This is a genomic window from Parafrankia sp. BMG5.11, from assembly GCF_004337455.1.
Genome location: NZ_SJXI01000018.1, coordinates 80,130 through 98,465, shown reverse-complemented (window position 1 = coordinate 98,465; position 18,336 = coordinate 80,130). Strand labels below are relative to the sequence as shown.

The window sequence follows — 18,336 nt, the reverse complement described above, 5'->3', positions numbered from 1 at the left end:
CACGGCCTCCTCGATTGCCGAGAACGGCGCCACCGGCAGCCGCCAGCGCGGCACTTCGCCCGGTTGAACGCGGCTCACGCGGCCTGCTCCAGCCGCACCGCATCGGCAAGGCCCGCGGCCCACCTGGTGATGTCGCCCGCGCCCAGGCAGACCACCACATCACCCGCCGCCAGTTCGCCGCGCAGTTCGCGCGCGAGGTGCTCCTTGTCCGCCACGGTCGAGGCAGCCCGATGCCCGCGCAGTTGCAGCCCCGTCGCCAGAGCCGCCGCATCGACGCCCGCGATCGGTTCCTCCCCCGCGGTGTAGACCGGCGTCACGTAAACCCGGTCAGCGTCGTTGAAGGCGCTCTGGAAGTCATCCATCAGGTCGCGCAGCCGGGTGAACCGGTGCGGCTGGACCACCGCGATGACCCGCCCGCCGGTCGCCCCGGCGCTTTCGCGCGCGGCCGACAGCACCGCGCGGATTTCCACCGGGTGATGGGCGTAATCGTCGATGATGGTGGCCCCGGCCACCTCGCCCACCTTGGTGAAACGCCGCTGCACCCCGCCGAACTGCGCAAAGCCGGTGCGGATGGTCGCATCGGGGCACGTCATTTCGATCGCCACCGCGATCGCGGCGAGCGCGTTCTGCACGTTGTGCCGGCCCGGCATCGGCAACCGCACATCGGCGATCCGCCGGTCTTCCTCGCCCAGCCGCCGAATGACCACGTCGAACAGGTTGCCGCCGCCATCGGGCCGCACGTTCTCCGCGCCGACGTCAGCCTGGGGCGAGAAGCCGTACGTGACCACCCGCCGGTCGCGAACCTGACCGATCAGCGCCTGCACTTCGGGGTGATCGATGCACAGCACCGCCGCGCCGTAGAACGGGACATTGTGAATGAACTCCACGAACGCCCGGCGCACGGTGTCGAAATCGCCGTAATGGTCGAGGTGTTCGGGGTCGATGTTGGTGACCACCGCGATCGTGCCGTCCAATCGCAGGAAGCTGCCGTCGCTCTCGTCGGCTTCCACCACCATCCAGTCGCTGTCGCCCAGCCGGGCGTTGGAACCGTACTGCTCGATCACCCCGCCGTTGATCACGGTGGGGTCGATCCCGCCCGCGTCAAGCAGCGCCGCGACCATGCTGGTGGTGGTGGTCTTGCCGTGAGTGCCCGCCACCGCGACGGTGTTCTTGAGCCGCATCAGCTCGGCCAGCATTTCCGCGCGGCGCACCACCGGGATGCGCCGTTCGAGCGCGGCCGCGACTTCGGGGTTGGTGCGCTTCACCGCGGTGGAGATGACCACCACCGCCGCGCCGGCGACGTTCTCGCCCGCGTGACCGATGATCACCGGAATACCGCGCGCGCGCAACCGCTCGACACTGGCGCTGTCGGACAAGTCCGAACCTTGCACGCTGTAGCCGAGGTTGTTCATCACCTCGGCAATGCCGGACATGCCGATCCCGCCGATGCCGACGAAATGGATCGTGCCGATGTCGGTCGGAACGCCTTTCATGCCAGCGCCTCCCGCGGGGCCGAAGCCGTTGCCGGCGCCGACGCTTCGTCGCTCAGGCGGATGACGTCCATCAGCTCGGCCCCGCCAAAGCTTTCGACCAGATCGGCGAGATCCTGGACCGCCTTGGGCCGGCCGCAGTTCCATGCGCCGTGCGCGGCGGTCGCCAGCGTCTCTGGCCGCTGGGCGAGCGCCTGGATCTGCTTGGCGAGTTCCTTGGCAGTGAACTTGTCCTGCCGGATCATCCGCGCGCCGCCGGCCTTGACCATTTCGCGCGTGTTGGCCGCCTGGTGGTCGTCGGTCGCGATCGGCAGCGGCACCAGGATCGCCGGGCGGCCCACGGCGGTCAGTTCGCCGATCGTGCTCGCCCCGGCGCGGCCGATGAACAGGTGCGCATCGGCGAGCCGTTCGGCCATATTCTCGAAATAGGTGCCGAGTTCCGCCGGAATATCGTGGCTGCGATACCGCGCGCGCACCGCCTCGAGGTCTTCCGCGCGGCATTGCTGGGTGACCTGCAGCCGCTGGCGCAGCGCGGGGGGCAACATGGCGAGGCCATCGGGCACCACCTCGCTGAGCACCCGCGCGCCCTGGCTGCCGCCGGTGACAAGCACCCGCAACAGGCCATCGGCGGTGAACGCGGGGAACGGCGCGTCGCGCAAGTCCAGCACCTCGGCGCGGACGGGATTGCCGACGAGGTGAACCTTGCCGGAGTGTTTGGGCGAAAGCCGCGCGATTTCGGGATATGCGGTGGCGATGGCGTCCACGCGCCCGGCAAAGACGCGGTTCACGCGGCCGAGCACCGCGTTCTGTTCGTGGATCACGCTGGGAACCTGCGCGGCCGACGCCGCGAGCAGCGCGGGGAACACGGGATACCCGCCAAACCCGACAACCGCACTCGGCTGGAAGCTGTCGAACAGCCGCAGCGCCATGCGCCGCCCTTCCAAGATGGCGGAGATCGCCTGCGGCCACTTGAGCGGGTTCTTGCCGAACCGGCCGGCAGGGATGACGTGCGCGGGCAGGAAGTCGGGCTTGCCGGGCAGCTTCGCCCCGCGCGCGTCCGTCACCAGCGCGACGTGATGCCCGCGCTGGTGCAGCTCGGCCGCCAGCGCGAAGGCGGGGATCAGGTGCCCCCCGGTTCCGCCTGCCGCCAGGACGTAGTGGCGCGTCGCTCCGGTCACGCCTGCAACTCCTTGGTGATCAGCGCCTTGAGCCCCGGCGTCTGGCGATACAGGAACGGGTTGCGCCGCGTCAGCGCCAGCAGCAGCCCGACGGCAAGGCACACCGCGATGGTCGACGATCCGCCGTAACTTACCAGCGGCAACGTCATGCCCTTGGACGGAAACAGCTGCAGGTTCACCAGGATGTTGATGAACGCTTGGCCGCCGATCTGCGCGGTGAGGCCCGCGGCGGCGAGCAGGGTGAACAGGTCTTCCTCATCCACCAGCCGGGTCAGCACACGGACGATGATGGCAAGGTACAGCAGGACGATGATGGCGCAGACGATCAGTCCGAACTCTTCCCCGATGACGGAGAAGATATAGTCGGTGTGCGCCTCGGGCAGGTTCATCTTGCGCACGCCCAGCCACAGCCCGGCGCCGGTCCAGCCGCCGGCCAGCAGCGTGCGGCTGGCAAGGTCCACCTGATCGAACGCGGTGCCTCCGCCCAGAAACGCGTCGATCCGATGGCGGGCGTTGTCGTACAGCAGATACGTCGCGGTCAGCGCGGCAAGCCCCGCCCCCATCATGATCCCCACCCGCTTCAGCGGGATGCCCGCCAGCAGCACGATGGTGAACCATACGCCCGCGAACAGGATCGTGCCGCCGAAATCGGGCTGCATCATCATCAGCGCCGCGACCAGCACCATCACGCCGGTGACGGTCGCCAGCACCGGCAACTGCGGATCGCGCAAGCGCCAGCTGACGATCCACGCGAGCAGGATAGCGAAACCCGGCTTGAGGAACTCGGACGGCTGGAACCCGGCGATGCCCAGGTTGATCCAGCGCTTGGCCCCGTTCACCTCGCTGCCGACGATGGGGATCAGCATGAGGAAAAACAGCATCGCGGCGGCGAGCACGATGCCCAGCCGGCGCGCGTTCCCGCGGCTGAGGGTGGACGCGCCGAACAGGAAGATGAGGCCGAGCGCCTGCCACTTGAGGTGGGTCCAGTAGAAATACAGTTCCGGCAGGTCGACATTGCGGGTCGATAGCCGGTGCGCGCTCGCCGGGCTGGCGGCGGCGACCGCGGCGGTGCCGATCGCCATCAGCAGCAGGATCAGGCCCAGCAGCACGCGGTCGACTTCGCGCCACCAGATCTTGATCTCCGCCCGGCGGGATGCGGGATAGCGCGCCTGCACCGGCGCCGCGGCACCGCCACGGGGAATATACGGCCGCTCGTTCATGCCGCCTTCTCCCCTTGCCCTTGAACGGCGCAGGGATCGGCGGCCGGGTCCTCGGTCAGGGCCTCGACGAACTGGCGGAAGCGCTCGCCGCGCTGCTCGTAATCCTTGAACTGGTCAAAGCTGGCGCAGGCGGGCGAGAGCAGCACGACATCGCCCGGCTCGGCCGCGGCGATGGCCTGGCGGGTCGCCTCGCACAGCATCTCCGAGCGCGTGACCGGCACCCGGCCCTCCAGCAACTCCGCGAAGCGCGGTCCGGCCTCGCCGATGGTGTAGGCGGCCTTCACATTGGCGAGATGCTGCTCGGTCGCGCCGAGTCCGTCTTCCTTGGGCAGCCCGCCGACGATCCAGTGGACGCGCGGGCCGTGGCCCTCCGGCGGATAGGCCGCGAGCGCGGGGGCCGAGCTGTCGGGATTGGTCGCCTTGCTGTCGTTGACGAACGTCACGCGGTTGTGGGTCGCGAAGCGCTCCATGCGGTGCGGAAGGCCGGCGAAGGTGCGGAGGGCTTCGTGGATGTCGCGTTCGCGCACGCCAATTTGCGTGCTCCCGCAAGCATAGGAAGCCGCCGCGAGGTTCTCCAGATTGTGAGGACCTTTCAATGCCGGATACTTGTCGAGCTCATCGAGCCAGGGTTCGGCATCGATTGGGCAGGCATGCGGAAATCGATCAAATAGGCGCTCTGTTGGCTCTGTACTGGTTGAGATGAGACCGTAATGCGCTGGGTCCTGTAATACGAACAGCCGAGCTTTGCTGGCCACGTAGGCCTCGAAACTATCGTAACGATCCAGGTGGTCCGGGGTAACATTGAGCAACACCGCCACGTCGCAGTCGAGGGAGAACGTCAGGTCGATCTGATAGCTCGACAGCTCCAGCACATACACGCCGCCTTCTGGCAACGGGTCCTGCGCCAGGATCGGCAGGCCGATGTTGCCGCCCATCGTGGTCGGCACGCCGGCGGTCTTAAGGATGTGGTGCACCAGCGCGGTGGTGGTGCTCTTGCCGTTGGTGCCGGTGATGCCGACCACCTTGTGCGGCGGCAGGCTTGGGCGGGCGAGCGCGAACAGCTCGATGTCGCCGATCACCGGCACGCCGAACTGCGCGGCGCGCGCGGCGATCGGGTGGGTGTTGAGCGGCACGCCGGGCGACATCACCACGCCGTCGTAGCCCGCGAGGTCGATCTCCAGCGGATCGGCCAGCAGCACGTTGGCCGCATCGACCTTCGCCCGCGCATTGTCCTGCCGGTCCCACGCGGTCACAGCTGCGCCGCTGGCGACCAGCGCCTCGACCGTCGCCAGCCCGCTGCGGGCAAGGCCCAGCACGGCGTAGCGCTTGCCGGCAAAGGCGGGACTGGTGATCACCGCAACTTCAACGTCGCCAGGCCAAGCAGGGCGAGCACGATCGATACGATCCAGAACCGGATCACGACAGTCGATTCCTTCCAGCCCAGCTGCTCGAAATGGTGATGGATGGGCGCCATGCGGAACACCCGCTTGCCGGTGCGTTTGAACCAGAACACCTGAATGATCACCGACAGAGCTTCGAACACGAACAATCCGCCGACCACCGCCAGCACGACTTCGTGGTGCGTTGCCACGGCAATCGCGCCGAGCGCGCCGCCCAATGCCAGGCTGCCGGTATCACCCATGAACACCGCCGCCGGCGGCGCGTTGAACCACAGGAAGGCGAGCCCCGCCCCCATGATCGCGGTGCAGAATATGGCCAGCTCCCCCGCGCCCGCGACGTGCGGGATGCCAAGATAGGCTGAATAGTCCGCCCGGCCCACCAGATAGGCGATGATCGCGAACGTGCCGCTGGCGATGATCACCGGCATGATCGCCAGCCCATCAAGCCCGTCGGTCAGGTTCACCGCATTGCCCGCGCCAACCATCACCAGCGCCGCGAAGAGAAAATAGAACGGCCCCAGCGGAATGCCGATGCCGACCATGAACGGCACATAGAGGAACGTGTTGATCTGGCTGACGACGATCCACGAGGCGACACCTGCGACGATGAATTCCAGCAGCAGGCGCACCTTGCCCGACACGCCCTTGTGGCTCGCCTTACGCACCTTGTCGTAATCGTCGAGGAAACCGATCACGCCAAAGCCCAGTGTCACCGCGATGCACGCCCAGATGAACGGGTTGCGCAAGTCCATCCAGATCAGCGACGCGAGCATCAGGCTGGTGAGGATCATCAGCCCGCCCATTGTCGGTGTGCCGCGTTTTTCCAGGTGCGTGGCGGGCCCATCCTCGCGGATCGGCTGGCCCTTGCCCTGGCGCACGCGCAGGATGTCGATGAACTTGGGCCCGATGACGAGGCCGATCAGCAGCGCGGTCAGCAGCGTCGCGCCGGCGCGGAAGGTTTGATAGCGGACGAGGTTAAACAGTCCCTCGAAACCCATCCATTCGGCGAGCAAGTACAGCATTCGGTTCTATCGCCCACGGTCGACGAAGTGCGCCACCAGCCTGCCGAGCCCGATCGAATTCGATCCCTTCACCAGGACCGCGTCGCCACCCGTCAGACCGAACTCCTCGAGCGCCGCGATCGCCTCGCCAGGTCCGTCGCAATGCGTGAAGGTGAGCGGCGGGGCAAGCGGGGCCGCCCCTGGTTTCCCCAGTTCGCGGTGTAGCGAGAGCATCTCGGCGCCGACCAGCACCACGTGATCGACATGCGCTTCAGCAATCGGCTCGACCAGTTGCGCGTGCATGGCGGGGGCGAAGTCGCCCAGTTCCTTCATGCTGCCCAGCACCGCCACGCGCCGGGTGGCCGGCGTCTGGCCCAGTTGCTTCAGCGTCGCCCGCATGCTCGCGGGATTCGCATTATAGCTTTCATCGATCAGCAGCGCGTGCCCGCCTGGAACCGCGATCCGGTGCCGCGCGCCGCGCCCCTTCAGCCCGCCCACTTCGGCAAGCGCCAGGCCCGCCGCGGCCAGGTCGCCGCCCGCCGCCTGCACCGCCGCCATAACGGCCAGCGAGTTCATGATCCAGTGATCGCCCGGCTCGGCGACCGAATAGCAAAGCCGGGTGCCGGCGATGTCCGCCGTGACCAGCGATCCGCCATTGGCGCTGGGGATCGCGTCAAGCAGCCGCGCCTGCGCGTGCGCCGCGCGGCCGAACGAAACGACTCTCGCGCCCGCCTCGCGCGCATGGACCAGCAGCCGGTCGTAATGGACGCTGTCGGCGGGAATCACCGCAGTGCCGCCGGGCATCAGCCCGCCCAGGATCTCCGCCTTGGCATCGGCGATCGCTTCCTCGCTGCCGAGGTTCTCGATGTGCGCCGGGGCGATGGTGGTGATCACCGCGACATGCGGGCGGACGTGCCGGGCCAGCGCAGCGATTTCGCCCGCATGGTTCATCCCCATCTCGAACAGGCCGAACCGGCTGCGCGCGGGCATCCGCGCCAGGCTGAGCGGCACGCCGACGTGGTTGTTGTAGCTGCGGACGCTGCGATGCGCCGCGCCGCGGCTCGCGCGGTCGAGCGCGGCGAAGATCGCCTCCTTGACCCCGGTCTTGCCGACGGAGCCGGTCACGCCGATGCGCACCGCTGCCGCGCGGTCGCGCGCTACTGCCGCCAGCCGGGCCAGCGCCTCACCGGTGTCGGCTACCAGCACGTGCGGCCCGTCGATCGGCTGACTGACGAGAGCCGCCGCCGCACCGTTGGCGAACGCCTTGTCGAGGAAGCGATGACCGTCGGTCGCCTCACCCGTCAAGGCCACGAACAGATCGCCCGACCGGACATCGCGGGAATCGATCTCCACTCCGGCGCACTGAAACGCTGCGCTCGCCGTTCCGCCGGTGGCGGCGGCAATTTCGTCCGCGGTCCACAGCGCCAGCCTCAGTGCATCGCGCTTCTGGCTCGGCCACGCGCGCAGGCTCGGGTGATTGAGGGCGGGATGGGTGCTCATGCTTTGGCCTCTGTACCGGCCCCTGCGGCAGCCGCTTCGCGCGCTACGGTCACATCGTCGAACGGCAGCACGCGCATGTTTTCTCCCGAGCCGATGATCTGGCCCTGTTCGTGTCCCTTGCCGGCGACGAGGACGATGTCGCCTGCCTGCGCCAGCGTCACCGCCGCCGCGATTGCCGCGCGCCGGTCACCGATCTCGCGCGCACCCAGCGCGCCTTCGAGCACTGCGGCCCGGATCGCGCCGGCATCCTCGCCGCGCGGGTTGTCATCAGTGACGATCACTACGTCCGCCTGCTCTGCAGCGACGCGGCCCATCTCGGCGCGTTTGCCAATGTCACGGTCGCCGCCCGCGCCGAACACAACTATCAGGCGCCCGCGCGGGTCTTCTCCCACGTGTGGACGCAAGGCGGCGATCGCCGCTTCCAGAGCGTCCGGCGTGTGAGCATAGTCGACATAGATCGGTGCGCCCGCGCGATTGAGCGCCGCCCGCTCCAACCGTCCGCGCACCGGCTGCAGGCGCGATAGGCTGTCGAACGTGTGCGCCGCATCGCCGCCGGTGGCGATGACCAGGCCCGCTGCGACCAGCGCGTTGGCCGCCTGGTACGCGCCGATCAGCGGTAGCGCGATGGTGCGGGCGCTTCCGCCGTGTTCGATCTGCAACTGCTGTCCCAGGGTACCGGGGGTGCGGGCGAGAAGGCGGAGGTCATCCCCCTCCTCGCCCACGGTGAACACGCGCAGCCCCCTTCTCCGCGCGTGCTCTTCGGCGCGGTCGGCCCATCCATCGCCGCCTCCGCGCCAAATCACTGCCGTCCCGCCGGGCGCGACGACTTCGTCGAACAGCCGCATCTTGGCCGCGAAATAGTCGTCCATGTCCGCGTGGTAATCGAGGTGGTCGCGGCTGAGGTTGGTGAACGCCCCCGCCGCCACGCGCAGCCCTTCGTTGCGGAACTGGCTGAGCCCGTGGCTCGACGCTTCGAAGGCGACGTGCGTCACCCCCTCTCGCGCGAGACCGGTCATGTTCGACAAGAACGTCACGATGTCGGGCGTGGTAAGCCCGGTGGAGATGCTTTCGTCAGGCGTGGTCACGCCCAGCGTGCCGATCGACGCGGCGCTGAGGCCCGCCATGCGCCACAACTGGCGGGTCATCTCGACGGTCGAGGTCTTGCCGTTGGTGCCGGTAACGGCGACGACCGTCTCGGGAACGGGGGTGAAGAACCGGGCCGCCAGGCGCGCGAACGCGCGGCGCGGCTCCGCATCGGCGATGTGCGCCGCGCCCTCGACCACCGCCTCGGGCCGCGCGACCACCGCGATCGCGCCGGCAGTCACCGCGGCGGGGATGAAATCCTCGCCATTGACAGCGGCGCCCTGAAACGCGCCGAACACCGTGCCGGGCGCCACCTTGCGGTGGTCGATGGCAAAGCCGGTGACCGTGTCATCCGCCGCCTGGCCCGCATCCAAACCGGCCTCCCCGGCAATCCGGCCCAGCTTCATTCCTTGGCTCCCTGGGGAACCAGCGGCGCAAGATCGGTCAGGTCGACGTCGCGGGTCGCGTCAGGCGGAACGCCGAGGATGGGGCCGATGCGCGGCACCAGCCGGCCGACGATGGGGGCGGCGTTCCACGCGGCCGTGCGCTGGAAGCTGGATGCAACCGTCCCCTTGGGCTCATCCAGCATCGCGATCACGACATAGCGCGGCCGGTCCATGGGGAAGGCCGCCGCGAACGTGGCGACCAGCGAAGTCTTCTTGTAGCCGCCCGCGCCCGGCTTTTCGGCCGAGCCGGTCTTGCCGCCGATCCGGAAGCCCGGCGCGTCCGCCTTCTTGCCGGTCCCGTACACCGCGATCATCCGCAGCAACTGGTTCATCCGCGCCGAGGTGCTGGCCTTGAACACCCGGCGACCCTTCGGCACCTGATTGGGGGCGAGCTTGTGCAATGTCGCCGGGCGGTAGAGCCCTCCGTTCACCATCGTCGCGTAGGCGCTGGCGAGGTGCAGCGGAGTGACCGCGATACCGTGGCCATAGCCCACCGTCATGCCGCGCAGCAGCGGCCATTCGCCACTCGACCAGATGGGAAAGCCCTTGGCCGGCAGTTCGATTTCCGGGCGCGCGTTCATGCCGAGATCGGCCATGACCTGCTTCAGCCGCCCCGCCCCCATCTCGCGCACCATGTGCGCGGTCACCACGTTGGACGAATGCATCAGCATCTCGGGCGTGTTGAGCGATGCGCCCAGATCGTGGCTGTCCCTGATCGTGAACCCGCCGATGGGAAACGGCCGGGCCGAATAACGCCGGCCGAAGTCGGTGATCGTGCCCGCGTCGATCCCTGCGGCGACGGTCAGCGGCTTGAACGTGGAGCCGAGCTCGTAAACCTGGTTGGTCACGCGGTTGAACATGTTGGCGGCGCCCGCCTCGTCGATCTTGTTGGGATCGAATTCGGGCAGGCTCGCCAGCGCCAGCACTTCGCCGGTATCGACATCGAGCACGATGCCCGCCGACCCGATCGCGTTGGTCGCGCGCATCCCTTGGGTCAGTTCATCCTCAAGCGCGCCCTGCACCCGCACGTCGATCGACAGGGCCGACGGCGTGCCGCGGGTCGCGGGGTCGCGCAGCTGCTTGTCGAGCACGGCTTCCATGCCGACCCGGCCACGGCCATCGGCGCCGACATATCCCAACACGTGCGCGCCCATCGATCCTTGCGGATAATGGCGGTCGGTTTCCTGCGGCAGCTCAAGCGCCAGCTCGCCGATCGCCTGCACCCGGTTGGCATCCTCCGGCAGGACGCGGCGGCGCAGGTAGCCTGCCTTCCCCTTCGCCAGCCGGTCGGCCAGCTCGGTCTCGTCCATGTCGGGGAAGATCGCCTTCAGTTCCAGCGCCACTTCCTTGGGCGATTTCACCAGCGAACTGCCTTCGCCCAACGCCTCGGGGTTGTACCACAGGGCGAAGGCGGGAAATGCGCGCGCCAGCGGCTGGCCGTTGCGATCGGTGATTTCGCCGCGCGGCGGCAGCAGCGCTTCCGCGAACGAGGTCGCGCTGTGGGTGGCGTCGGTCAGGCCCAGAAAGGCGATCCGCACCACCGCCGCGAACGCCAGTGCGGTGAACAGCGCAGCGACCAGCAGCACGCGCAGCCGCGCCACCGACAGCGAACGCTGGCGCAGCGTCACCGATTGGACGCGCCCCGAATAGATCGCGGTGCTGAAGGTCAGCGCGTTCATCGCTTGGCGCTCATTGGGCGGCCTCGGCCAGGAAATCGCCGCCACTGGCGAGCCGCTCCGCCAGGCTCGGATCCTCGGCCTGCTGCGTCACCGGCTTGCCGGTCAGTGGAGAGACCATCGCGGGCAATTGCATTTCGCGCTGGTCGTCCTCCGCGCGGGCGACGCGGATTGGCGACGGCGCGGTCAGCGCCCTCGGCTCGCCCAGCTCGGCCAACTGCCGCTCGCCCGCGATATACTGGTCCGCGCCCGGCGCCTGGTAACCGAAGTCGACCGCGTTCCATTCGGCCAGCTGCTTTTGACTGGCGCGGGTTTCGAATTCGGTTTCGAGCAGGACCTTTTCGCGCTGGAGCGCGATGATCCGGCGTTCCACCAGACGGACCTCGCTGCGGACCGAATTGACCTTGAAAGTCAGCGCGACGAACAGCGCGGCACAAATCGCGAGAGTGACGATCCAGCCAAGCTGGCGCAAGCGGGAGCCGGCCGCGATCATGCCGCGGCCCTCGCCGGAGCAGCGGTCCGCACGGCGTGGCGCAGCGTGGCCGAGCGCGCCCGGGGGTTGCGCGCCAGTTCCGCCTCGCCGGCGCGAACCGCCTTCGACACGCGTTCGAACGTCGCCGGCGCGCCGCTCGCCTGCGGCAGATGGCGCGAACCCGCGGCGACGCTGGAGGCATCGCGCAGGAAGCGCTTGACGATGCGGTCTTCCAGGCTGTGGAAGCTGACCACCGCCAGCCGCCCGCCTTCGCCCAGCAGGGTCTCCGCGGCGCTCAACCCGTCTTCCAGTTCAGCCAGTTCGGCGTTCACGTGAATGCGGACGGCCTGAAAGCTGCGCGTCGCCGGATCCTTGGGCGCGCCGGCGTGATACCCCAGCGCCTTGCGCACGACCCGCGCCAGATCGGCGGTGGTTTCCAGCGGGCGGGCCGCGACGATCGCGCGCGCGACCCGGCGGCTCTGGCGCTCCTCGCCATACGTATACAGCACGTCGGCGATCTCGGCCTCGTCCGCCGCGTTGAGGAAGTCGGCGGCGCTGGGCCCGGCCTGGCTCATGCGCATGTCGAGCGGACCCTCGGCCGAAAACGCGAACCCGCGCTCCGCCTGGTCGAGCTGCATCGAAGACACGCCGATGTCCATCACGATCCCGTCCACGCGCGCCAGTCCCGATTCGGCGAGCGCGTTAACCATTTCGGAGAACCGGCGCGGGTGGAGAACCAGCCGCGGCGGGTTTTCCGCAGTTTCCGGCCACTGGCGCGCATTTTCGATGGCGTCGGGGTCACGGTCGAAAGCGTGGACGGTCGCCCCGGCATCCAGGAGCGCCCGCGAATAGCCGCCCGCGCCAAAGGTCGCGTCGACGATCAATTCGCCCGGCTGCGGCACCAGGGCGGCGATCACCTCGTCCAGCAGGACCGGGATATGCGGTGCGCCCGTCACTTGCGTGCCTCCGCCTGGAACTGCGCGCAGGCCGCCTTGGCCGAGGCCCAGGCATCGTCCATCCGCATCAGTTCGGCCGGGTTCCAGATGGTGAAGCTGCGCCCGCCCCCTTGAAAGAACATCGCGTCGTCGATGTTGCCCAGCATCCGCAGGTGATCGGGCAGGACGAAGCGGCCGGAATCGTCGAACGGCACCCGGGCAAAGCCGAACAGCTGCGCCGCGCGGGTATCGCGGTCGAAGTCCGGGCCTGCGCGATCCTCCTCGCGGTCGAGCTGGGTCTCCAGCTCGGTCATGCGCGACAGGCCGAAGCCGACGAGGCACTGGAAGCGCGGATGCTTGTCGAGGCACAGCACGCGGCCATCGCTCGCGTCCTTTACCGCGCTGCGAAACAGCGGGGGCAGCACGAAACGGCCCTTGTCACCTGCCGGTGAGAAGGCCTGTCCCGAAAAGCCGCTGAATAGCGCCGCTGCCACTGAACCCCTTCCCCTGCACCCCCGGCCCGCTCCGCTCGAAAAAGCCGGCCAACCGCACAAACTGCTCCCCCGTCCGGCGGCGCGTGAGCGCTACCGGTTCGCACCGACCGAAGGTCAGATGCGCGGTGTGAACGTCGTGTCCGATGGAAGATGGTATTAACTTTCTTCCCCTCGCGATGGAAGGGAAAAAAGCGGGAATTTACGGGATTGCGCGGTTAACCACTGTAATCCTGTGGATAGATGGACATAGTAGTGCCGCGCTCGCGCGCAACTCGCGGGAAGATTTCCAATTTAAATCAGACATTTAAAGTGACCACGGGATGCCGAAACGGACGATCCCGCGTTTTCCCGGCTCAATCCGCGAGCGCGCGCTCCATCAGAGCGGGCAGCGCGGGAGACGGACCGCGCTCGTGTTCCAGCACCGCCGCGTCGGCAACCACCAGCGCTCGTCCCGCGCCGATGCGGCACGTCGCGACGAGCCCACCGGCGGTGAGTTCACACGTGGCTGGCGCGCCGGGCGTCACGACTCGGAAGCGGCCGGACAGGCGATGGGGCAGCGCGACAGAGCCCAGCCGTGCCGCGCGCTCGCCGTCGCCCTGATCCTCGTCGAACGTCAGCTCCAGCCCCCAGCGCGCGAGGATCGGCGACAGCAGCGCGACATCCTGCGGGCGGCGCTTGTCGCCCAACGGAAAGCGCGAATGTTCGGTCAGGAACGGATCGGCGAACATCAGCAGGCGGCCACCCCGCCGCACCCAGTCGTCCAGCGCGACGTTCTCCCCCGGGGCGAGCGGGCGCGGCTGGGCCATCACCAAGCGCGTGAGGGGTGCTAGGTCCGCGGGGTCGAGCGTGTCGAGCGGGATCAGGCGATAGTCGGCTTCCAGCGTGCCGCGCACCCAGTGCGGTTCTCCCCCGCCGTCGAGCGCTTCACTGACCGACCCCGCCTCGGCCCAGTAGATCGGCAGCGAGGTATAGAGGCCGAGGGGCGGCTTGGCGGCAGGCTCGCGGCTCCAGGCCCAGGCGGCGATCGCCCCTGCCACCATCAGCACCGCCGCGATGGCTACGGCGCGCGTTTTACTGCGGGTCACTTGGCGCGGGCTGCGGCGCGGCAGACGCGGTTGGCGACACGGTCGCATCCGGCAGATCGGGGACCACGCCGGCATCGGCCAGCGGATCGTTCGCCGGGATGACTGCGGTTGTCGGCGCCACCGTCGATGCGGCTTCCGGCACGGCCGAGCGGTCTGACTGCTTGGCGCGCTCCTCGATCACGTTCGCCAGTCCGACGATCAGGACGATCCCGACCAGCAGCGATGCGCCGACCTGCAGCCGTTGCAGCGACTGCGCCCGCGTCCCGCCCAATGGAGCGGCAGTGGGCGCGGTTTCGGTCCTGGTCTCGGAAAACTGACGTGCCATGCCTATCACGCTAGCCAAAGCGCGCGCGCAGTCAATTGGCGGCGGCCTCGCCCGCGGCGAGCCAGTCGAACACCGGCAGCTGCTTGGACCGCAGCCATTCCCCGCTGTAGAGCGTCGACAGGTACCGGAAACCGGTGTCGCACAGGATGGTCACCACACGCGCCTGCGGCCCGAGCTGTTTGCCGAGCGCCACCGCGCCCGCGACGTTGATGCCCGACGACAGCCCCAGGCACAGCCCTTCCTCGCTCAGCAGCCGGGCGACCCATTCAAGCCCGTCTTCGTCCGACACGCGGAACTGGGTGTCGACCGGGGCGCCTTCGAGGTTGCCGGTGATCCGCCCCTGCCCGATCCCTTCGGCGACCGAGCTGCCTTCCGCTTTCAGCTCGCCGGTGGCGTAGTGGCTGTAGAGCGCGGCGCCATGTGGGTCGGTCAGCGCGATGGTCACGCTCTCGTCGTGGCTCTTCAGCCCCATGCCGACGCCCGCCAGCGTGCCACCGGTGCCGACGGCGCAGGTGAAGCCGTCGATCCGGCCCTCCATCTGCTCCCAGATCTCCTCGGCGGTGGTCTCGATGTGCGCCTTGCGGTTGGCGGTGTTGTCGAACTGGTTGGCCCACACCGCGCCGGGGGTTTCTTCAGCCAGGCGGCGGCTGGTGTGGACGAAGTGATTGCCGTCGGAATACTTGGTCGGCGGCACCAGCACCAGTTCCGCGCCGAGCGCGCGCAGCGTCGCCATCTTCTCCGCGCTCTGGTTGTCGGGCATGACGATGATCGTCTTGTAGCCGAGCGCGTTGGCGACCAGCGCCAGCCCGATGCCGGTGTTGCCCGCTGTGCCTTCCACGATCGTGCCGCCGGGCTGCAGCTCCCCGCTGGCTTCGGCGTCGCGCACGATGCCCAAGGCCGCGCGGTCCTTCACGCTGCCGCCGGGGTTGAGGAATTCGCACTTGCCCCAGATCTCGCAGCCGGCTGCGGCGCTGGGGCCCTTGAGCAGGACGAGCGGGGTGTGGCCGATCAGGTCGAGCGTGCTCTGGCGCACGGAATTTGCATTCATGCAGGTCAGCTAGGAAGCGCGCCGGTCACCGGCAACGCAATTCCGGTTGCCCCCCGCTTACCCGACCTTCGCCAGCGCCGTGGCCCGCTCAATCCTCGGCGGCGATGGTGACCTTCAGGCCGTCGAGATCGGCGGTGAACGGGATCTGGCAGCTCAGCCGCGAATTCTCGTTCCGGTAATCGGAGGATTCGAGCAGGTCGTCCTCGTCCTCGCTCATCGCCGGCAGCCGGTCCTTGAACGCGGGATCGACATGGACGTGGCAGGTCGCGCACGAACAGCACCCGCCGCACAGCGCGAGAAGCTCGTCGAAGCCGTTGTCGCGGATCGCTTCCATCACGGTCAGGCCGTCCTGGACCTCGACGGTCGATTCCTCTCCGGCGCGGGTGACGACGATCAACTGCGGCATGCGGGTATCCTGGCTTCGAGTTTCGCCCCTGTCAGGCGGTGGGCCGGGCTGCTACGGTCTGGCCGCCGCTTTGGCAAGACAGGGGAGGTGCGCGTGGGTTTGTCGGCGGAGCAGATCAGGGACAGCCTCGATGCCGTCGCCGCACGCGAACCGGCGATGGCCAAAGCGCTGGACGCCGCCGGCTACCCCGAACCGCGCATCCGCGAGCGCGGTTATGTCACCCTGCTGCGCGCGATCGTCGGCCAGCAGGTGTCGGTTGCCGCCGCGGCCAGCGTGTGGCGCAAGCTGGAGGACGAACTCGGCCCCGATATTGCCACTGCCGACCTGCTGGCCCGCGACTTCGACACCCTGCGCGCCTGCGGCCTGTCGCGCCAGAAGCAGGGCTACGCGCGATCGTTGTGCGAGTTGGTGGAGGCGGGCGCGATCGATTTCGACGCCCTGCCCCCCGATGACGAGGAGGCGATCGCGCTGCTGACGCAAATCAAGGGCATCGGCCGCTGGACCGCCGAGATCTACCTGCTGTTTGCGGAAGGCCGCCCCGACATCTGGCCCGCGGGCGACCTGGCGGTGCAAGCCGGCGTCCACAAGATCCTCGGCCTGGAAGCCCGCCCCGGCGAGAAAGAGACCCGCGCGCTGGCGGAGGACTGGCGTCCGCACCGGGGGGCGGCCGCGATCTTCACCTGGCACTGCTACAACAACCCCGCGCTGTAATGGGAAGCGAGAGATCGCCGGCAAAAGGCGAAGCGGCAGTGCGGACCCGATGGCTGGTAAACACGTTATGAGTCTTGCTTAGGAGCAGTCCATGACCATCAGCCCTGCACTTTTCATCGGCCACGGTAGCCCGATGAATACCCTCGAACACAACGGCTTCACGAATGCCTGGCGAGCGATGGGCCAACAAATGCCAAAACCTCGCGGACTGCTCGTAGTGTCCGCCCACTGGTTCTTCGGCGCAACGGCCGTCACCGCCATGTCCCGGCCGCGCACAATCCACGACTTCTATGGTTTCCCCAGGGAACTGTCGGAGTTCCAATACCCCGCGCCCGGAGCCCCCGACATTGCCGAAGAGGTCGCAGAGGCAGTGAAGCCGACCTGGTGCGGCCTGGACCGGGATCAGTGGGGCCTCGATCATGGCACATGGAGCGTGTTGGCCCACATCTATCCTGCGGCTAACATTCCCGTCGTTCAGTTGTCGATCAATGCGCTCAAACCGCTCGAGTATCATGTCGAACTGGGAGCAAAGCTGGCCGCCTTGAGAGATAATGGCATAATGGTTCTCGCGAGCGGCAACGTCGTGCACAACCTCAGTCGCGTTCAGTGGAACCAGCCCGATGCGGCGTTTGATTGGGCGGAACGGTTCGATGATGCCGTAGTCGCCCAGCTTGCCGATAGTCCTGCCGACATCCTGCGGGTGACGGAACATCCCGACTACGAACTGGCTGTGCCAACGCCTGATCACATCATCCCGTTGCTCTACCTCGCAGGCATGGCCGCTGCCTTAGGAGAGACGCCTGAACCGCTGATACGAGGGTACGCCATGGGGTCCCTCTCGATGACATGTTATGGTGTCGATGCAGCGCTCGAATGCAGCGAGGAAAGCGGGGCGGCGGGCTTGCCTGCCCATGTTCCACCTGACCAGACGAACACCTGAAGCAGTTGCCGGGTCGATCTGATACCGTTGTCAGCAGACATACCGAAGGCAGATCCATCCCGTAGCAATCCGCCACCGACCGCGCTAACCGCCTTTCCAACACAGGAGGGACGGAACATGGCGGCGCGCAAGGCAATCTTCATCACCGGCGGCGGGTCGGGCATCGGGCGGTCGATCGCGGAATACTTCGCGGGCCGCGGCTGGTTCGTGGGTCTGGGCGATATCGACAGCGCCGGGATGCAGGGCACGGTGGCCAAGGTCGGCGGCGGCAACGCCTATGCGCACAAGCTGGACGTGCGCGACCGGGCCGCGTGGGACGAGGCGCTGGCGGCGTTCTCCATGGCCGCGGGCGGGCGGATCGACGTGGTCGCCAACAACGCCGGCATTCCGCTCGGCGGCAGTCTCGACACCAATACCGTGGCCGAAATCGAACGCTGCCTCGACATCAACCTCAAAGGCGTGCTGTTCGGCGCGCAGGCTTCGCTTCCGCACCTGAAGAAGACCGCGCCCGGTTCGTGCCTGCTCAACACCGCCAGCGCGGCGGGCATCTACGGCACCGGCGGCGCGAGCGTCTATTCCGCGACCAAGTTCGGCGTGCGCGGGATGACCGAAGCGCTCGATGCCGAATGGGCCGAATTCGGGATCAAGGTGCGCGATCTGATGCCCGGGTTCATCGACACCCCGCTGCTCGACCACGCGCCCAACCAGGGTTCGAACGAGGCGATCCGCGGGCGGGTGCAGCAAGCCGGGCTGGAGATCACCCCGGCGGTCGAGGTCGCGCAGGCCGCGTGGGACGCGGTGCATGGCGACAAGCTGCATACGCTGGTCGGCAAGACCGCCCGGCGGCTTGCCTTCGGCGCCCGCTGGCTGCCGGGCAAGGTCCGCCAGCAGGCCCGTAGCCAGAGCCGCCCGCTCGGCCAGTAGGG

At 68.2% G+C, this 18,336-nt stretch carries 18 protein-coding genes; 3 read left to right on the top strand and 15 right to left on the bottom strand.

Annotation, left to right across the window (positions count from 1 at the left end):
* Positions 1 to 74: 74 nt before the first annotated feature.
* The 15 genes from murC to E0504_RS14640 all read right to left on the bottom strand — a co-directional run bounded on the left by murC (position 75) and on the right by E0504_RS14640 (position 15,759).
* A complete protein-coding gene (gene murC / locus E0504_RS14710) occupies positions 75 to 1,493 on the bottom strand; it encodes a UDP-N-acetylmuramate--L-alanine ligase (RefSeq protein ID WP_131624818.1) in 1,419 nt (472 codons plus the stop codon).
* Positions 1,490 to 2,668 (bottom strand): undecaprenyldiphospho-muramoylpentapeptide beta-N-acetylglucosaminyltransferase, encoded by a 1,179-nt coding sequence (murG, locus tag E0504_RS14705; protein ID WP_131624817.1) that lies wholly within the window; start codon positions 2,666 to 2,668, stop codon positions 1,490 to 1,492. The genes murC and murG overlap by 4 nt, the downstream gene beginning before the upstream one ends.
* Positions 2,665 to 3,888, bottom strand: a complete 1,224-nt coding sequence (locus tag E0504_RS14700) for an FtsW/RodA/SpoVE family cell cycle protein (RefSeq protein ID WP_131624816.1) — start codon at positions 3,886 to 3,888, stop codon at positions 2,665 to 2,667. The genes murG and E0504_RS14700 overlap by 4 nt, the downstream gene beginning before the upstream one ends.
* Positions 3,885 to 5,243, bottom strand: a complete 1,359-nt coding sequence (gene murD, locus E0504_RS14695) for a UDP-N-acetylmuramoyl-L-alanine--D-glutamate ligase (protein ID WP_131624815.1) — start codon at positions 5,241 to 5,243, stop codon at positions 3,885 to 3,887. Before murD ends, E0504_RS14700 begins: the two co-directional genes overlap by 4 nt.
* Positions 5,240 to 6,310, bottom strand: a complete 1,071-nt coding sequence (mraY, locus tag E0504_RS14690; protein ID WP_131624814.1) for a phospho-N-acetylmuramoyl-pentapeptide-transferase — start codon at positions 6,308 to 6,310, stop codon at positions 5,240 to 5,242. Before mraY ends, murD begins: the two co-directional genes overlap by 4 nt.
* 6 nt (positions 6,311 to 6,316) lie before the next feature.
* Positions 6,317 to 7,789 (bottom strand): UDP-N-acetylmuramoyl-tripeptide--D-alanyl-D-alanine ligase, encoded by a 1,473-nt coding sequence (gene murF / locus E0504_RS14685; RefSeq protein ID WP_131624813.1) that lies wholly within the window; start codon positions 7,787 to 7,789, stop codon positions 6,317 to 6,319.
* The gene (locus tag E0504_RS14680; protein WP_131624812.1) at positions 7,786 to 9,279 is read right to left on the bottom strand and encodes a UDP-N-acetylmuramoyl-L-alanyl-D-glutamate--2,6-diaminopimelate ligase; all 1,494 of its coding nucleotides are present in this window, start codon (positions 9,277 to 9,279) and stop codon (positions 7,786 to 7,788) included. The genes murF and E0504_RS14680 overlap by 4 nt, the downstream gene beginning before the upstream one ends.
* The gene (locus tag E0504_RS14675) at positions 9,276 to 10,997 is read right to left on the bottom strand and encodes a penicillin-binding protein 2 (RefSeq protein WP_131624811.1); all 1,722 of its coding nucleotides are present in this window, start codon (positions 10,995 to 10,997) and stop codon (positions 9,276 to 9,278) included. The genes E0504_RS14680 and E0504_RS14675 overlap by 4 nt, the downstream gene beginning before the upstream one ends.
* 10 nt (positions 10,998 to 11,007) lie before the next feature.
* Complete coding sequence (locus tag E0504_RS14670) at positions 11,008 to 11,487, bottom strand: hypothetical protein (RefSeq protein ID WP_131624810.1); 480 nt, start codon at positions 11,485 to 11,487, stop codon at positions 11,008 to 11,010.
* Positions 11,484 to 12,422 carry a 16S rRNA (cytosine(1402)-N(4))-methyltransferase RsmH gene (gene rsmH / locus E0504_RS14665; protein WP_131624809.1) on the bottom strand — a complete coding sequence of 313 codons (939 nt, stop codon included), beginning with the start codon at positions 12,420 to 12,422 and terminating at the stop codon, positions 11,484 to 11,486. Before rsmH ends, E0504_RS14670 begins: the two co-directional genes overlap by 4 nt.
* The gene (locus E0504_RS14660; RefSeq protein WP_207974387.1) at positions 12,419 to 12,895 is read right to left on the bottom strand and encodes a division/cell wall cluster transcriptional repressor MraZ; all 477 of its coding nucleotides are present in this window, start codon (positions 12,893 to 12,895) and stop codon (positions 12,419 to 12,421) included. Before E0504_RS14660 ends, rsmH begins: the two co-directional genes overlap by 4 nt.
* A gap of 353 nt (positions 12,896 to 13,248) precedes the next feature.
* A complete protein-coding gene (locus tag E0504_RS14655; protein WP_131624808.1) occupies positions 13,249 to 13,980 on the bottom strand; it encodes a DUF4350 domain-containing protein in 732 nt (243 codons plus the stop codon).
* Positions 13,967 to 14,305, bottom strand: a complete 339-nt coding sequence (locus tag E0504_RS14650) for a hypothetical protein (RefSeq protein ID WP_131624807.1) — start codon at positions 14,303 to 14,305, stop codon at positions 13,967 to 13,969. Before E0504_RS14650 ends, E0504_RS14655 begins: the two co-directional genes overlap by 14 nt.
* A 31-nt stretch (positions 14,306 to 14,336) precedes the next feature.
* Complete coding sequence (locus E0504_RS14645) at positions 14,337 to 15,353, bottom strand: cysteine synthase A (RefSeq protein ID WP_131624806.1); 1,017 nt, start codon at positions 15,351 to 15,353, stop codon at positions 14,337 to 14,339.
* An 88-nt stretch (positions 15,354 to 15,441) separates the two neighbouring features.
* Positions 15,442 to 15,759, bottom strand: a complete 318-nt coding sequence (locus E0504_RS14640) for a 2Fe-2S iron-sulfur cluster-binding protein (protein ID WP_131624805.1) — start codon at positions 15,757 to 15,759, stop codon at positions 15,442 to 15,444.
* Positions 15,760 to 15,852: 93 nt separating this feature from the next.
* Here E0504_RS14640 and E0504_RS14635 point away from each other — a divergent pair, with 93 nt between their 5' ends.
* The 3 genes from E0504_RS14635 (at position 15,853) to E0504_RS14625 (ending at position 18,334) form a co-directional block, all read left to right on the top strand.
* Positions 15,853 to 16,470: a DNA-3-methyladenine glycosylase gene (locus E0504_RS14635; RefSeq protein ID WP_131624804.1), complete on the top strand. Its 618-nt coding sequence runs from the start codon at positions 15,853 to 15,855 to the stop codon at positions 16,468 to 16,470.
* Between the two features lie 91 nt (positions 16,471 to 16,561).
* Positions 16,562 to 17,410, top strand: a complete 849-nt coding sequence (gene ygiD, locus E0504_RS14630) for a 4,5-DOPA dioxygenase extradiol (RefSeq protein ID WP_131624803.1) — start codon at positions 16,562 to 16,564, stop codon at positions 17,408 to 17,410.
* A 117-nt stretch (positions 17,411 to 17,527) separates the two neighbouring features.
* Positions 17,528 to 18,334, top strand: a complete 807-nt coding sequence (locus E0504_RS14625) for an SDR family oxidoreductase (RefSeq protein WP_131624802.1) — start codon at positions 17,528 to 17,530, stop codon at positions 18,332 to 18,334.
* Positions 18,335 to 18,336 lie beyond the last annotated feature (2 nt).

What these genes read in the sequence shown, in the direction of transcription:
- murC (WP_131624818.1), bottom strand. Translation starts at nt 1,493, where the DNA reads ATGAAAGGCGTTCCGACCGACATCGGCACGATCCATTTCGTCGGCATC.
- E0504_RS14700 (WP_131624816.1), bottom strand. Translation starts at nt 3,888, where the DNA reads ATGAACGAGCGGCCGTATATTCCCCGTGGCGGTGCCGCGGCGCCGGTG.
- mraY (WP_131624814.1), bottom strand. Translation starts at nt 6,310, where the DNA reads ATGCTGTACTTGCTCGCCGAATGGATGGGTTTCGAGGGACTGTTTAAC.
- murF (WP_131624813.1), bottom strand. Translation starts at nt 7,789, where the DNA reads ATGAGCACCCATCCCGCCCTCAATCACCCGAGCCTGCGCGCGTGGCCG.
- E0504_RS14680 (WP_131624812.1), bottom strand. Translation starts at nt 9,279, where the DNA reads ATGAAGCTGGGCCGGATTGCCGGGGAGGCCGGTTTGGATGCGGGCCAG.
- E0504_RS14675 (WP_131624811.1), bottom strand. Translation starts at nt 10,997, where the DNA reads ATGAACGCGCTGACCTTCAGCACCGCGATCTATTCGGGGCGCGTCCAA.
- E0504_RS14670 (WP_131624810.1), bottom strand. Translation starts at nt 11,487, where the DNA reads ATGATCGCGGCCGGCTCCCGCTTGCGCCAGCTTGGCTGGATCGTCACT.
- E0504_RS14650 (WP_131624807.1), bottom strand. Translation starts at nt 14,305, where the DNA reads ATGGCACGTCAGTTTTCCGAGACCAGGACCGAAACCGCGCCCACTGCC.
- E0504_RS14645 (WP_131624806.1), bottom strand. Translation starts at nt 15,353, where the DNA reads ATGAATGCAAATTCCGTGCGCCAGAGCACGCTCGACCTGATCGGCCAC.
- E0504_RS14640 (WP_131624805.1), bottom strand. Translation starts at nt 15,759, where the DNA reads ATGCCGCAGTTGATCGTCGTCACCCGCGCCGGAGAGGAATCGACCGTC.
- ygiD (WP_131624803.1), top strand. Translation starts at nt 16,562, where the DNA reads ATGACCATCAGCCCTGCACTTTTCATCGGCCACGGTAGCCCGATGAAT.
- E0504_RS14625 (WP_131624802.1), top strand. Translation starts at nt 17,528, where the DNA reads ATGGCGGCGCGCAAGGCAATCTTCATCACCGGCGGCGGGTCGGGCATC.